Source organism: Bacteroides sp. AM32-11AC, from assembly GCF_003603515.1.
Classification (GTDB): Bacteria; Bacteroidota; Bacteroidia; order Bacteroidales; family Bacteroidaceae; genus Bacteroides; species Bacteroides uniformis.
Window position 1 is genome coordinate 183796 of record NZ_QTNH01000010.1, and the last position, 15876, is coordinate 199671.

The following is a 15876-nucleotide window of genomic DNA, read 5'->3' on the forward strand; positions in this document are numbered from 1 at the left end:
ACTTCTTTTATCACAAAGTAACTTTACATCCGATAGAGAACTTACGGATAGGCGGATAGGTGTTGAAACTACCGGAATAGGTACTTGATGCACCTACTTCGGGAGAAAGGCCTATTACTTCCGTAAAATAATGCAGATTGTTTCCGGCCAGGGTCAATACCAGCCCTTTCAGACCAATCTTTGCCAGCAATGCCTGAGGCAGAGCATATTGCAGAGAGATTTCACGGATACAGAGATAATCGGCTTTCTGGGTGAAAACATCGGAGTTGTCCCGGAAATTCTTATTCAACTCATCGGAGTCATTGCCTGAGAAACGGGCATACTTGGCCTTACTCGGGTCATCCCCCACATTCCAGCATTTTAGGATTTCAGCAGGCAGGCTGGTGTTTCCATTCATGAAATTACACATCTGGCGTTGCAGATAACCATTGGAAATGGAGTGCCCCAAAGCAAAATCAAGATAGACATTCAAAGTGAAGCCCTTGTAAGTGAAAGTATTGTTCAAACCTCCGGTGGTATGGGGAATCGTATTTCCCAGCAGGAACATATCATTGCTGTTGATGATATTGTCTCCGTTCAGGTCTTTCCACTCATAGTCTCCAATAGTCTTTTTTCCGACACCCAGTTTCTGTTTCGTGGTCCAGTCCCAACCTTTGGATGAGGTGTCATAACGGGCATTGGCAGCCTGCTCGGGAGTTGTAATGATAAAGTCTTTCTTATATCCATAGAAACGCCCCAACGGTTCACCCTCGGCAACACCTCCGAATTCTTTGGTCGTGCCATCCTGCATTTTTACAGAGTATCCTCCCTGGCGGTTCTTGTCCCGTCCGTTTTCGGGCAGTTTAAGCACCTTGTTCTTTACGTAAGTAATGGTGAATTTAGATTCCCACGTGAAATCCTTCTTGACAATGTTACGTGTTGTTATTTCAGCATCGAAACCACGGAAACGTACTTTTCCAAGATTGGTAAGGATGGAACCGTATCCCGACGTATTGGGCAATACTTTGGAAGTAATCAGGTTATCCGTAATCTTATTAAAGTAATCGATACCCAGAATGATGCGGTTCTTGAACAAGCCTAAATCAAAACCTAAATCCAATTGTGTGGAAGTCTCCCATTCAAGAGCCTTGTTAGGCATGGCCGAAGAAACGGTCGCAGCACTTTGATCGTAACTGGTGGTAATGGCATACAATCCTAATGCATCGTAATAGCCGATGGAGTTGTTACCGGTCTGCCCATAACTGCCACGCCACTTCAAATTACTTATAAAACCGATATTCTGCATAAAAGGCTCATCACTCATAACCCATCCGACAGACAATCCGGGGAAGAATCCCCATTGGTTGCCTTTGGCAAAACGGGAAGAGCCGTCCTCACGGAAAGTAGCAGTCAACATATATCTTTTCAGATAATCATAGTTCAATCGGCCGAAATAACCGATATTCACATCTTCCTGCTTGGTCGACGTTGCATCGGAATAAACAGAACCTCCGTTCAATGTCGGTATCTTGTCGGAGCTGTGTCCGGTAGTGGCAGCATACACATACTTGTACAAATATTGCTGATAGGAATATCCTACCATCGCACTGATGCTGTGTTTATCGGCAAACGTTCTTGTATAGCTGGTGTAGAATTCCAGTTTCTTCCGTTGCTCATCCGTCATGTTGGTAGTCGCCTTCCGCGTTCCATTCATCGGGTTGGCACGCATGAATGTATCTCCATGGCTGTTTTGCGTAAACAAAGAAGCGGTGCCCACAGCATGCCATCCTTTCAAAACTTCCCAATCAAGAGAGCCGACTAACCCCAAACGGTTGGTACGCTGATTGTTATCATTAAAATACGAGTAGAAGCTCGGATTCGGAGACGAAGAGTTTGGACCTGGCGTCGGGGTTCCGTACCATTCATTGTCAGACACCCAATATTTACGTTGAACAGCCGGGGTCATCAGTCCACGGGAAATCACCTGATACTGACTGGCATACTCTTCGCTATTCGTCTGGCTGTAATCTATGTTGCTACTGAAAGTCAGGTTCTCTCTGATTTTGGCAGTTACATTAGTACGGGCATTGAAACGGTCGAATGCCGTGCCTACACCTACACCGGAATCTTTCATATAGCCAATACTGCCCACATAGCTCAATTTCTCCGTACCTCCTTCTATCCCCACATAATAATTTTGCCAAAGAGCATTCTTGAAACAAGTACTGGCCCAATCATTATCTTCAAAAATCAAAGTCTTACTGGGATCCAACGGATCAGCCACAGACTTCCATCCTGCCGGAATGCTCTCTCCATCCCTCAGGTAACGGGTAGAAAACTTGGAAGCATCCGTATTGCCGGAACTATAAGCATATCCGTCAAGGTATAACTTTTCCGGACTGGGTCCGGAAGCCCAACGATCGCGCATGATAGTAACAGCTTGGGTAGCATCCAGATACTCAATCATCCGCTCCACATTCTCGTTTGCAAAGGAAGCCTCAAACGTCACTCGAGGAGCACCGCTTTTTCCTTTTCTTGTCGTAATCAGGACAACTCCATTCGATGCACGCGAACCATAAATAGCAGAAGAAGCGGCATCCTTCAAGACTTCGATAGATTCGATGTCATTGGGATTGATACCCGCTGTACTGCGCTCTACGCCATCAACTAATATAAGAGGAGAATTACTCTGACTGATAGATGAACCACCACGAATCAAGAACGTAGCCTCTGCACCCGGAGTATTGTTCTCATTGTACACGCGTACACCCGCAATTTTACCCTTCAGCCCTTCTCCCACAGTATTGATAGGAGTTGCCTTCAATGTTTCTCCATCCACCTTACTGATAGCGGATGTTACGGTACGCTTGGATTGGGTACCATAACCTACAACCACCACTTCATCCAGCCCCATGGTGGTCGGTTCCATCCGGATGTTAAGAATCTTTTGATTAGTAATCAGGATTTGCTGTTCATCATAGCCCACATAGGAAAATACAAGAGTTTCCCCCTTGCTTACTTTCAGCTGGAAAGCGCCATTCATATCCGTAATAACTCCTCGAGTCGTACCCTTCACAGCGATGGAAACTCCTGGAAGAGTTTCACCAGTATTGTCCACTACTACACCTGATAGGTTAAATTCTTGTGCCCAAAGCAAAAATGGGCAAAATAGTAGAAAAGTTATGAGGTGAAAATGAAATATTTTTCTCATCTTTGTTACGATTTTAATAATAAATTGTTTCAGTAATTTATTTAAGGGGAAACGAGAAGTGCCAATACTCGTTTCCCCTCCCTTTTCGGGGGTCAAACTTAAGTTGGCCAATGAGTTTTTTCATTGGATGTATTGTTGCAATATCTCCATAGGCAATCGTTTTTAGTTAATTAATGTATTTGAAGAATTCCGTATTTTTCAATTCGTTTCTTGTCTCCTCCAGCTCTTCTTCAGAACAAGGAGCTATCGGCAATCGACATGGTCCACAGTCTATTCCTGCCAGTTTCATGAATATCTTACCAGCTCTGACTCCTCCCCCATGCTTTATCAGCACATCAATGATTTCAACAGATTTCCATTGCATTTCACGGGCTGTTTCAAGGTCTCCCTTTTCCATGGCTTCCATCACAGCTTTGTATATACCCGGAACATAGTTGTAGGTACTGCCTACGGCAGCCTTAGCTCCAACCGACAATCCGGTAATCAGTATCTCATCAAAACCGTGCAAGACTTCGAACGCCCCACCGTCCGCATGAATGCACTGCTGCATCTCCATCAGGTTGTTATGAGTAAACTTGACTCCCACCAGATTGGGAATTTGCTTCTTGCCCTCTATAAGGAACTTGTGTACCGGCAAGGAAACCCCGGTTATGGACGGCATGTTATAGTAATAAAACGGCAAGCGGGAAGCCGATGCAGCTATCGGCTTGAAAAAACCTATCAGCTCATCTACAGAACCGGGCTTGAAAAAGCAGGGCGCCATGGCTGCTATCATATCAGCTCCAATAGCTTGCGCATGGGCTGCCAGCTCGGCACACTGAACCTGCGACATGCCACCTACATGCACTATCACTTTCAGTTTTCCCTTGGCTGCCTCCATCCATTTTTCCGCAACAGCCTTTCGTTCTTCTGTTGTCAGAGAAACGGATTCTCCCGTCGTGCCACAAATAAACACTCCCGTCACACATTTCTTTTGCATCAGAAACTCTGCATACGGCCCGATCACCTGCAAATTTAAGGAACCATCTTCGTGCATTGGCGTAAATGGTGCAGCGATTAATCCTGTTAAAAGTCGTTTGTTCATAAATAAAATTATATTATAATTAATGATAGGTTCAAACCTATTTTTTCTTAAAGAACAAGCTTGCCAGATAACCTATGACAAAACATGAGATAAAGCCGGATGCCGTGTACAAAAGCAAATGGAACGTCTGGAATCTGGCAACAAACAATTGTACGATGATACTTGCGACTATACCAATGATTGCTCCTCCGGAATTGGCGCGTTTGGTAAGCATGCCCAACATGAACAGTCCTCCCATACTGCCCAATATGAGCCCGAGTATCTTGTTAAATTCGTCCCACAATGAAGCGATATTCCATGTTGCCATAAGAAAAGCAAAAGATAGACTAATGATTCCTATCACACAAGTTGCCATACGTGCCGCATGCAATTCATTGCCACCCTCTCCCTTATGAAAGAAACGTGAATAAATGTCTACTATATAAGCTGTGGCTGCCGAATTCATACTGCCGCTCAAAGTGGACATTGCCGCAGCGAAGATGCCCGAAATCAACAACCCTACAATACCGACCGGTAATTGGGTAAAAATATACCACGGAAAAATAGCATCGCCGTTAGGAATACTGATACTCAGATTCTCAGGATACACCTTGTAATAGGCATAAAGCGCAGTGCCTATAAAGAAGAAAATCAGTGTGGCGGGAACAGTCAGTATCGCATTGGTCCATACACTCTTCCGTGCCTCTTTCATCGAAGAGGTAGTGAGATAGCGCTGCACCATACTTTGGTCCGTCCCATAGGTGGTAAGATGGGTAAAACATGCGGCAATAATGACAGTCCACATCGTAGCATCCTTCAAGTCAAAGTTCGTCGCTCCCAAATCGAACTTACCGTTTGCCACGGCAATATCAATCGTTTCACCCAATCCACCGGGAAGAGAACACGAGATGTATATCACTGCAAATATCGCTCCTCCCAACAGTACAATTACTTGAATGGCATCTGTCCATACAACCGCCTCTATTCCCCCTATCATTGTATATAGAATACTACAAACTCCCATAATACCGATACATAGGAATATATCCAATCCAGTCACCACATTCAAAGCAATGGAGGGCAGAAAAAGCACAACGCCCATACGCCCTACCTGGAAAATAATAAAGGCCAGACTGCAAATAACCCGGATAAAGACATTGAAACGTATCTCCAGATATTCATAGGCAGTCGTTATATTCAATCTCCGGAAAAAAGGAATAAAGACATAAACAATGACGGGGGCAACAAACACAATACCGGTATTGAACAACACATAACTCCAGTTAGTGGCATATGCCTTGGAGGGTATAGCCATGAAGGTGATGGCACTCAACGCGGTTCCGAAAAGACTCAGCCCGGCAGCCCACCACGGAATACGTCCTCCACCCTTGAAATAGTCATTCGTACTTTTCTGGCGCCGTGAAAAGTAAATTCCAATTCCGGCCAATACGGCAAAATAACCGATAATCACAAGGATATTGACAAGTCCCAACCCCTTTTCCAAAGGAACAATATCCCCTTGAAGGCTGTACAGTCTATTCGTTCCGGAACTGGCATTGCTACCGAGTATAACGAAGGAACGGTTTCTTTGCAAGACTTGCATAGTGTCATAGGTACCTGGAATACATTCAGACTTGACAAGAGTCTGCGTAATTGTATGGTATTTCCATAAAGCATTCTCTTTTTTAAGATGCTGTGTATCTTCCGGCTCTTTCTGAAAAAGAAGTATATGGTTGGCTCCGCTGGCGACAGCAGCACATATTCCTTTCGGAAAATCCGAACCTAATGAACTCCATTTACCCAATTGGGGGTTATAGACATATCCATCAGTCAAGCAAGAAGACAACCCTTCTTCCGTTTCCGTCTGTCCACCCAATAAATACAGACAAGGGGAAACGCCGTTGTTCTGTACCACGAGAATTGCATCTTCCCGGACGCATCCCGGATAGCCCGGTAGTTCTTTCCATCCTCTGGACTTGTTCGACAAGTCCAGCACAAAAAAAGAATCCGATAACCTGGACGGACTTACCGACTTCCTGCCTCCAAACAAATATACCTTATTGTCCAGTAGTGCTCCTGCCGCGTTAGACAACGGAAAAGGAAGTGGCGGCCAATCTTCCGAAACATTCAGTTTGCCCTGCTGCATTGTGACAAAAAATACATCTTCGTAGCATTGGGAAGAATCACGCCCTCCAATACACAAGATACCGTCAGAGAGTGTTATGGAAGCGCCATAAGCCAACGGCTTGGACAACACATCTTCATACAAAGCGAATCCGGCATTTTCAGAAAGGCATACCGCATTTCTTCCCCATCGGCTATAATCGTCGGAAGTGCCGCCTGCCAATACAATTTGTCCGCCAAGTACTCCGGAAAAGAGTCCCAAAGTGTTGTGTTCCTCATTAAAAACACTCTCGTTGCCCCACTTTATCTGCTCAGAATGAGAAGCATCTGCAGCTCTCAGGCTTTGACCCCAAAACAAACAAAGGCATACCAATGCAACACAATTATTTACAATCCGTGTCATTTGTCATATTTTTATTGTGATTGACCCTTATTCTGTTCTCCTAACACTGCCCTATCATAAATCAGCTTCTTATAGACATAAAAGTGTTGCTCGATAGCATTTCTGTAGCCCATTTCATCCTTATTCTTGATAAAGTTCAATAAATCGGTGTGAGTTACAATCTTTCCCTTTTTCTCCAGTTCTATATTTATAGCTTCCACCCGTTCCCTCAAATTGGTTTTTACAAAGTTCATAACCGGATGAATGATGCTTTGGAACTGTACAATCGTCTTATTCCCCGTTATTTCGTATAGTTTTGAATGGAAAGTATATTCGCTGAGATTGGCATATTCGTTGTTCCCCAATGCAACGCCTGCATTAACAATCTCTTCCAGTTCCATAATATCCTGCTCTTTAATATTATGAAATATGTCACTACTGATTCCTATCTCCAAGGCAACCCTGAATCCCAAAAGATCGAGAAGTGATTCCTGGCTCATAATACGGGGATCAACCACTCTCTTCATTCCCCCTAAGATGAAAGGCTCAGTTAATATCATTCCACGACGTGTACGGCTTTCAATCATTCCCATCATTTTCAGACGGCTAAGAGCTTCCCGAAGAACACTACGAGCTACCCCCAACGCTGACGACAACTCAATTTCGTTAGGGATAGAATCACCCACTTTCAAGTCCTGACTTCTGAAATAATTCAATAACTTGTCTTCCACTTGGTCTACCAAAGTAATCGACTGCCCATCAATTTTTAAGTTTTCCATATATTAAATCGTGTTATTATTAGTCCTATTAGTATTATTTGTCAGACAAATAAATGGATAATTTTTAATAAAAGCAACATATAAAGAATATATTATTACTTCTTTTATATTTATTAACTTTTAAAGTGTTGCATTTTTGTAAATTTACTATTCACGATGTAATATATATTTCGGCTATATTACATATGCGAACAAACAATAAGAAAAACAGAAAAAGGGGAAAAACAATATAAGTGCAGCTTAAAAAATAGTTTAGAAGAATTATTAATACCTGAGAATGAATGTTCTTAAAAAAGAAAAAGACTGAATAACTAAGTATTCAGCCTTTTATAAAGAGCGGCAAGCGAGACTCGAACTCGTGACCCTCAGCTTGGGAAGCTGATGCTCTACCAACTGAGCTACTGCCGCATAAACATTTCCAAGGTCATGCCTTAAAAACGGTGGCAAAGTTAATAAATTCCTTCCTAAAAAAACAAACGTTTCGTCAAATATTTCCTATTTTTGCTCGGGAAAACAAAGATATTCTTTCAAAATACAGACTAAATACCAATGAAACGAATCATACTCATCACCGGAGGAGCACGTTCCGGCAAAAGCACCTATGCGGAAAAGTTGGCACTCAAGCTCTCTCCCACTCCCGTTTATCTTGCCACAGCACGCATTTGGGACGAAGAATTCCGCCAGAGGGTAATCCGGCATCAGGAACGCCGGGGACCGGAATGGACAAACATCGAAGAGCAGAAAGAACTCAGCCGCCACCGGCTGGAGGGACGGATCGTCCTGATAGACTGCATCACCTTATGGTGTACCAACTTTTTCTTCGACCTGCATTCAGATACCGACCGGGCACTTGCCGCAGTAAAGGCAGAGTTCGACCGCTTCACGGCACAAGACGCAACCTTCATCTTTGTAACCAATGAAATAGGTATGGGAGGAGCTTCCGAGAACGAACTGCAACGAAAGTTCACGGACATGCAAGGCTGGATGAACCAATATGTAGCCGCCCGTGCCGACGAAGTGATACTGATGGTATCCGGCATCCCACTTACCGTAAAAAACACTCATTCATAAAACAACAAACAATTAAAATTCAACAGACTGATGAAAACATTTCATATCACCCGTCCGGACGAGTCAATCCGTCCCGCATTGATTGACAAAATCAACAACCTGACCAAACCCAAAGGTTCATTGGGCATTTTAGAAGAACTGGCACTCCAAATCGGACTCATACAACAGACATTATCCCCCGCCTTGAAACATCCGCAAAACATTATCTTCGCCGCCGACCACGGCATTGTAGAAGAAGGTGTCAGTCTGTCTCCAAAGGAAATCACCTGGCAGCAAATCAGCAACTTCCTTCATGGAGGGGCAGGTGTCAATTTCCTCTGCCGGCAGCACGGCTTTACCCTGAAAATAGTAGATGCAGGAGTAGACTACGACCTCCCCTACGAGAAAGGCATCATCAATATGAAAGTGCGCAAAAGTACCAGAAATTATCTGCACGAGGCAGCCATGACGGAAGAGGAAATGGAGATGTGCCTGGAACGGGGTGCCGAGGTGGTGCGCCAATGCCATGAAGAAGGCAGCAATGTCCTCAGCTTCGGTGAAATGGGTATCGGAAACACCTCTTCATCCTCCCTGTGGATGACCTGCTTTACCAGTATTCCTCTGGAACAATGTGTCGGCGCAGGCAGCGGACTCGACAGCGCGGGCATCCGCCACAAATACGAAGTGCTGAAACAGTCTATGGAGAATTACAAAGGCGACGGCTCTCCCCGGGACATCATCCGCTACTTTGGTGGACTGGAAATGGTAATGGCCATAGGCGCCATGCTGCAAGCTGCCGAGCTGAAGATGATTATCCTTGTTGACGGATTCATCATGACCAACTGCCTGCTTGCCGCCGCCAGGCTCTACCCGGAAGTGACGGATTACGCCATCTTCGGACACTGCGGAGACGAGTCGGGCCACAAACTGGTGCTCGACGCCCTGCATGCCCGTCCGCTGCTGAATCTGGGGCTGCGTTTGGGAGAAGGAACAGGGGCCATCTGTGCATATCCCATTGTCGACTCGGCCGTGCGGATGCTCAATGAAATGGATAACTTTGTACATGCCTCCATCACCAAATACTTTTAACATGAACAATGTCTTGGCTGCATTCATAATGCTCACCCGACTGCCCTTCTGGAAAATCAAGGAAGTACCGGCAGAATGTTTCAAGCATGTGGTTCCCTATTGGCCGCTTATAGGCTGGCTGACGGGAGGCGTGATGGCGGCAGTGCTGTGGCTTGCCGGACAGATTATGCCGGTGTCATTGGCATGGATTCTTGCCCTCATCGCACGCCTGCTTGTCACCGGTTGCCTGCACGAAGACGGACTGGCGGACTTTTTCGACGGCTTTGGTGGCGGCACCACCCGAGAACGGACTCTTGCCATCATGAAGGATTCCCACATCGGAAGCTACGGTGTCATCGGATTGATATGCTATTTCCTGCTGTTGCTCCAACTTCATCACCTGCCACTGGGACTTCTCTGCATCCTTGTGCTCAGCGGTGACTGCTGGTCCAAGTTCTGTGCCTCCCAGATTGTCAACTACCTGCCCTATGCCCGGAAAGAGGAAGACAGCAAAAGCAAAACCGTCTACAACCGCATGAGTCGGCACGAGTTACTGGCCGGATTTCTTTGCGGCCTGCTTCCTTTCGTACTGCTGCTGCCTATAAAACTGTGGATTGCCACCCTCTTCCCACTGCTCACCTTCTTCCTGCTCTACCGATTGATGAAGCGACGCCTGCAAGGATATACGGGGGACTGCTGCGGGGCTACTTTCCTGCTATGCGAACTGTCCTTCTACTTGGGAAGCCTTATCCTAATTATAAATTAAAACCAAAAATTAAAGATGGAAGTAATACTCATTCGACACACTTCGGTAGATGTTCCTCCGGGCGTATGCTACGGACAGACCGATGTTCCCCTGAAACCCACGTTTGAAGCGGAAGCCGCCGTGACAGCAGAAAACCTGAAGGCATACCTTCCGTTCGACCACGTCTACACCAGTCCCCTGACCCGCTGCGTGCGCCTCGCCACCTATTGCGGCTATCCCGATGCAGAACGGGACAAACGGATTATGGAAATCAATTTTGGCGACTGGGAGATGAAGCCGTTCGAGCAGAATGAGGACCCACGCCTGCAGGAATGGTATGCCGACTACATAAACGTGGCAGCTACCGGTGGAGAATCTTTTGCTATGCAATACCGGCGTGTCAGCCAGTTTTTGGACGAATTAAAGAAGAAGCCCTATACACGCGTTGCCATCTTCGCACACGGAGGCGTATTAATCTGCGCACAACTCTATGCCGGAATCCTTAAAGCCGAAGAAGCCTTCGACGCATTGACGCCCTACGGCGGCATCGTCCGCATCAATCTCGACAAGGAATAGTGAACGAAATAGTAGGGCCTTCCTCCGCTTCGGTTTGCACCTTGTAGATACCTCCAAAATAATGAATAAAATGGGCATTGATTTCATGGCGAATCAAGCTCGTTTTATTCTCAAAATGTACCTTTGCAAACGGGGCGTTGACCACGTCGAAATAAAGGAGCGGTTTACTCCGGTCGCGTCTGATGCGGATAATCGCCTCATAACGGGAAGTGTCATTCTCTGACGGAGTCAGCAGGCTGACAAGCAATGTATCGAACCACCTCCGGTCCGTCCTTGCAAGCTGTTCCTTGAGATCGGTCTGCAGGCTGACAGACACAGTGCTCTCCCCACGACCGTTCACTTTATCCAGCACCTCACTGCACAACTGAATAACGTCACACTCCTCGTCCTCATACTGAATCTTGCCGGACTCCAAGCGGGACAACTCCAGAATGCTGTTGACATAATTCAGCAGACTTTCCGCATTGGTCTGAATCATCTGTCCGTACTCCTTCTTAGTCTCTTTATCCAGCTCCTCTTTCCCGATCAGCAATTCGGCAAAGCCCACCACCACATTCAGCGGGGTACGTATATCATGGCTGATTTCCGATTTCAGACGCTCCTTCGCGATGTTGTCCGTCTCTGCCTGCAAGGCGGCTTCAGCCGTCTTCTTCTCTACGACAGCAATCTTTCCGGAGACATAGCGCGTATACAGATAGAAAAGCAGCATCAGCAGCAGGCAGACACCCAGGAATATAAATCCTATACGGTAATTCATGTCCTGAATCTTCTGCTTCTCCAGCAACAGCTCGTCAATGTGGTAAATCTCCTTCACCTGCTTCAACTGGTTGGCCGAGAAGGCATTGTTCAGCGAATCCTGCTTGCGTATGAGGTAGCGCCGGGTCTCGATGGCCCCGTCAATGTCCCCCTTGTCATATTGCGTACTCGCCTTGTAGTTTATCAAAGTGGCAAAGGTGGAGACGTAGTTGTTCAGTACCGTAGGGGTCACCTCGTCTATCAATGCGATGCTTTTGTCATACTCATCGGTCTTGGCATAATATTGAAGCTGTATCAACTGGACATTCAGCCAGAAGACGGGATCTACATGCGGCTCAAGCAGTTTCTTTACTTTCTCGATATGCTCGTGCGCCACTGTAAAGTTCTTCTGGTTCATGTAGTGCAGGATATACTTCACTTCGCAGTCAATCTCGAAATTGCTCCAGTTCTTCCGTGTCTCGGGTTCTTTGGAAATGACCGCCTGCAACGTCGTGTCCATTTCATGCAAATAGGGCAGCTTCAGGCTGTCTTTACCGCCATTGCCGTATACCTGGGCAATACGCGACAGTATATCCACCTTCAGGCTGGCCTTTGTCTGGGGAGAGAAATTCCGGTAAGCCTCCAAGAAAGAGTCCAGTGCCTCATTCGGGCGGCTGGACACTCCGTAGGCACATCCCAGACTGTTATACGCTGCTATCATCCCGTTATTGCTATGGCGGAGTTTTGATTCCTCCAACGTCTCCTTAGCCACATACACCGCTTTCTCTATCTGTCTCTTGGAAGCCAGGGCGCGGCTGATGGCAGCCTTCTGCTCCAGATAATAATCGTAAGTGCCTACCTGGGGGACAAAATCCTTCAGCACATCCACCCAATACGACAGACTGTCCGGGTCGTGTTTCTTGTCATAACATGCCGCCAGATAGTAAGCGCCCATATTCTCATAGAAAGCGTTCTTCTGCCGCCGCGCCTCCTCGTACAGACGGGTGGAAAAAGTCATGTTATAGGGAGCATACTGGTGCTTGTAGGCCATGTCACGGAGATACGTCAGCCGGACAAGGGTGGCCGGCAGGGTATCGGCAACCTTCAGGATGCTGTCCTGATACCGGACAGCCCCCGTGTCTTCTGCCAGCAGCGGACAGATATATCCGCAAAACAAAACATGGATGAGAATCAGTATTCGTTTCATTGCGCCGTTCCTCCGTGTAATGCGGGATTATACTTCAAAGGATGCGTAAAACAGAAACGCGCGCCACGGGTGTACCCACTGTCCACCCACAGCTTGCCGTTCATATATTTCACAATCAGTTGGCAGATGGAAAGGCCCAGTCCGCTTCCCTGCACAAAATCATTCAGCTTTTCAAAGCGTTCAAAAATCAAGTGCTGCTTCTCCGGTGGAATGCCGCATCCGGTATCCGTCACGGAGAAAAGTGCCGTACCGGCATCAGCCATCTTCAGTTCCAGCACGATGGAGCCTTGTTCCGTAAACTTGGTGGCATTCACCAGCAGGTTTATCAAGACTTGGCGGAGGCGCGCATCGTCCGTATCCAGCATCAGGACGGACAAATCCGTGTCAAAACGCATTTCAACCTCCAGCTTGCGCGAGGCCATCACGGTCTCCACGACCTCATTACACAACTTCACGGCATCATGCGTGCGGATGTTGAAGGTTATATTGTCATTCTCGAAATCCGAGAAATCCAGAATGTCATTGATAAGTTTCAGCAACTGAAAGGAATTCACCTTGATAATTTCGGAGAACTCCCGGCGCGATTCGTCATCGAACGACTCGTCCTCATCCGTCAGTACCGCCGAGAATCCGACAATGGCATTCAGCGGCGTACGTACCTCATGGCTCATGTTCGAAAGAAACATATTCTTCCGTTGTATGGCTTGCACCGCTTTCTCCTTCATCGCCTCCTGCCGCATCTGGGAACGCTTCAAACGGAATATCTTCTTCCAGCCCAGCACCAGGAGGAATATCAGAAACAGTACGGACACAATGATGCCTGCCAGATAGAAACGCATGGATACAATGCGGTCGCGTTCGTTCTGGTAGGCCAGTTGGTCGGCCTGGAAACGGGTACAGAGCCGGTCTATCTCCTTGGGATAGTTCTTCTCGAACGAAGTCTTGATATACGAAAAGACCTTGCCGTACTGTCCGTAGGCTTCTTCCTTATTTCCCATCTTCACCAGTAAATCCGCCTTTTCGAGCAGAGCTTCCTTGTAGATGTTATGGTTTATCCGGGCATATTCGGTTTGAAGGAAATCATTGTAGGCGGTCAAGGCTGCCTCATGCTCTCCGGTGGCCACCAGATAACGGGCATCTATAATCAGAAGGTATTGCCGTATCTCCGGAATCAGCTGCGTTTCAAGCTGGCCTATCTGTACCAGACAATGGCTGGCAGCTTTCAAGTCACCCTTGAATAATTGGCAGGAAGCATTGGAGATGTGACGCATGGCCAGCTCCAGCGGAGAAAGCCGGTCTTCCGGATAGAGGTTCAGACGTGCAAGATAACGCGAGGCACCGTTTACATTCCGTATGCGCAGGTTATAATCTATCAGTTCCACCAGTAGCATACGGATATGCACATCCTCCCCGTCCATCCCATCCAGCAGTCTCAAGGACTCTTCATAAGCGACACCGGCTTCCCGGAGCCTGCCGGTATAGCTGTACACCTCTCCCATGGCATTCAGCGCAAGGGCATTGCCGAAGGGGTAGGCAAGCGCGCGGGCTTTGGAGTACATCTGGTCGCTCTGGGCAATAGCCATACGGATTTCTCCACGGAAAAGGGAGGATTTTATAAGTATTCTTTCCAGTTCGAAATAGGTGTAATAGCGCTGGGATTCATCCAATTGGGACAAAAGGCCGTCGGCATTCAGCGAGTCACACTCCTCCCGGGTCAGATAGTCGAAACCGAGGCTGTTGTGAAAAGTGGAGATGACCTCATGGACTATACTTTCCTTTTCTTTAGTCCAAGAATCCGCTTTATCTGTTGCCGATGCAATTATTGTGCTCCCGAACCAAATAAAGAAAAGGAATATATATAGTTGCTTTATCCTCATTTATAAGACTTTGTCTGCTTTAAAAGTTACATTTTTAATGCAACGCGGTCTTGCAAAGATATTATATCTTTTTGGAACGGACAAAGAATCAGTTAAAATAACAACATTTTAAAAACAAAAGGAAGCCAAGGTCGATGTCACTATTACGGCAACTACCATCCACCACTCCACACGCCGGTTGATGCGGACAGCCACACGCATATCTTCTGTCTTCAGAGGCCGTTCATTAGAACCGATATAAGGTTTCCATACCTCCTCGCCGAAATAGTTGTGCGGCCCCCCGAAACGGCAATTCAAAATACCGGCAAGGGCGGCTTCCGGATAACCGGAATTGGGACTGGCATGCTGGCTGCCATATCTGCCCACAAAAGCAAACAAGGAAAGGCGACCGGAAACCAGTACCATCAGAAAGGCTGTCAGACGAGCAGGAATATAATTGGCAACATCATCCAGACGGGCGGCGAAACAGCCGAACCGACGATAGCGCTCGTTCTTGTAGCCGACCATGGAATCCAACGTGTTCACCATCTTATAGGCAAGCATGCCCGGAACTCCCAACAGCAGATACCAGAATAAGGGAGCAACGACCCCGTCACTCAAATTCTCTGCCAAAGTCTCCAATGCCGCGGTTCTCACCTCCTGCGCCGAGAGCGCAGACGTATCACGCCCAACGATACGTGCCACTTGCATCCTCCCTTCCTCCAAGGAACGGTCCACCGCCTTGAACACCATACGCACCTCGCGAACCAGCGTAGTGCCCGCCAAGCAATAGAATATCAGCAATATTTGCACCGTCAGAAGCATGCCCGGAGAAAAGAGTGCCGCCAAGCGGAGCAACAAAAGCGTAATGACATATACCCCCAAGACAAGAGACACCGCCACAAACGCACCTTTCAGGAAACGCGAATCGCCCCGGTTCAACCGGTGCTCACAGAAAGAAATGGCTTTGCCGAAAGCCACCACCGGATGGGGTAGCCACGCCGGGTCGCCCAGCCAATGGTCGAGCAGCCAGGCAGTGAGAAGCGGCAGGTTCAAGTTGAAGGCGACACCCAAAAGTATAAGCACATCTTCTTCCATCGG

General features: G+C 47.1%; 11 protein-coding genes and 1 tRNA gene. 4 read left to right on the top strand and 8 right to left on the bottom strand.

What is annotated here, in order from left to right; all coding sequences use genetic code 11:
• Positions 1–10: 10 nt before the first annotated feature.
• The 5 genes from DW800_RS12620 to DW800_RS12640 all read right to left on the bottom strand — a co-directional run bounded on the left by DW800_RS12620 (position 11) and on the right by DW800_RS12640 (position 7946).
• Positions 11–3190 carry a SusC/RagA family TonB-linked outer membrane protein gene (locus DW800_RS12620; RefSeq protein WP_016273669.1) on the bottom strand — a complete coding sequence of 1060 codons (3180 nt, stop codon included), beginning with the start codon at positions 3188–3190 and terminating at the stop codon, positions 11–13.
• Between the two features lie 166 nt (positions 3191–3356).
• Positions 3357–4274, bottom strand: a complete 918-nt coding sequence (locus tag DW800_RS12625) for a dihydrodipicolinate synthase family protein (RefSeq protein WP_005829247.1) — start codon at positions 4272–4274, stop codon at positions 3357–3359.
• A 37-nt stretch (positions 4275–4311) separates the two neighbouring features.
• Positions 4312–6780, bottom strand: coding sequence for a sodium:solute symporter family transporter (locus DW800_RS12630; RefSeq protein ID WP_009038523.1), 2469 nt, complete (start codon positions 6778–6780; stop codon positions 4312–4314).
• An 11-nt stretch (positions 6781–6791) separates the two neighbouring features.
• Complete coding sequence (locus tag DW800_RS12635; protein WP_005829254.1) at positions 6792–7538, bottom strand: FadR/GntR family transcriptional regulator; 747 nt, start codon at positions 7536–7538, stop codon at positions 6792–6794.
• A 335-nt stretch (positions 7539–7873) separates the two neighbouring features.
• Positions 7874–7946 (bottom strand) — tRNA-Gly (locus DW800_RS12640).
• A gap of 141 nt (positions 7947–8087) precedes the next feature.
• Here DW800_RS12640 and cobU point away from each other — a divergent pair.
• From cobU to cobC, 4 genes are read left to right on the top strand one after another with little or no spacing between them, the layout of a single operon-like run.
• Entirely contained in the window at positions 8088–8609 is a 522-nt protein-coding gene (cobU, locus tag DW800_RS12645; RefSeq protein ID WP_009038524.1) for a bifunctional adenosylcobinamide kinase/adenosylcobinamide-phosphate guanylyltransferase, read from the top strand.
• A 30-nt stretch (positions 8610–8639) separates the two neighbouring features.
• Positions 8640–9677, top strand: coding sequence for a nicotinate-nucleotide--dimethylbenzimidazole phosphoribosyltransferase (gene cobT / locus DW800_RS12650; protein ID WP_009038525.1), 1038 nt, complete (start codon positions 8640–8642; stop codon positions 9675–9677).
• Position 9678: 1 nt separating this feature from the next.
• Positions 9679–10422 carry an adenosylcobinamide-GDP ribazoletransferase gene (gene cobS, locus DW800_RS12655; protein WP_009038526.1) on the top strand — a complete coding sequence of 248 codons (744 nt, stop codon included), beginning with the start codon at positions 9679–9681 and terminating at the stop codon, positions 10420–10422.
• Positions 10423–10437: 15 nt separating this feature from the next.
• The gene (gene cobC, locus DW800_RS12660; RefSeq protein WP_009038527.1) at positions 10438–10977 is read left to right on the top strand and encodes an alpha-ribazole phosphatase; all 540 of its coding nucleotides are present in this window, start codon (positions 10438–10440) and stop codon (positions 10975–10977) included.
• Here cobC and DW800_RS12665 read toward each other — a convergent pair.
• The 3 genes from DW800_RS12665 to cbiB all read right to left on the bottom strand — a co-directional run bounded on the left by DW800_RS12665 (position 10958) and on the right by cbiB (position 15873).
• The gene (locus DW800_RS12665) at positions 10958–12919 is read right to left on the bottom strand and encodes a sensor histidine kinase (RefSeq protein WP_009038528.1); all 1962 of its coding nucleotides are present in this window, start codon (positions 12917–12919) and stop codon (positions 10958–10960) included. The genes cobC and DW800_RS12665 overlap by 20 nt on opposite strands.
• Complete coding sequence (locus DW800_RS12670; RefSeq protein ID WP_117652725.1) at positions 12916–14796, bottom strand: sensor histidine kinase; 1881 nt, start codon at positions 14794–14796, stop codon at positions 12916–12918. The genes DW800_RS12665 and DW800_RS12670 overlap by 4 nt, the downstream gene beginning before the upstream one ends.
• A gap of 108 nt (positions 14797–14904) precedes the next feature.
• Positions 14905–15873 carry an adenosylcobinamide-phosphate synthase CbiB gene (gene cbiB / locus DW800_RS12675; RefSeq protein ID WP_005829281.1) on the bottom strand — a complete coding sequence of 323 codons (969 nt, stop codon included), beginning with the start codon at positions 15871–15873 and terminating at the stop codon, positions 14905–14907.
• Positions 15874–15876: the final 3 nt, after the last annotated feature.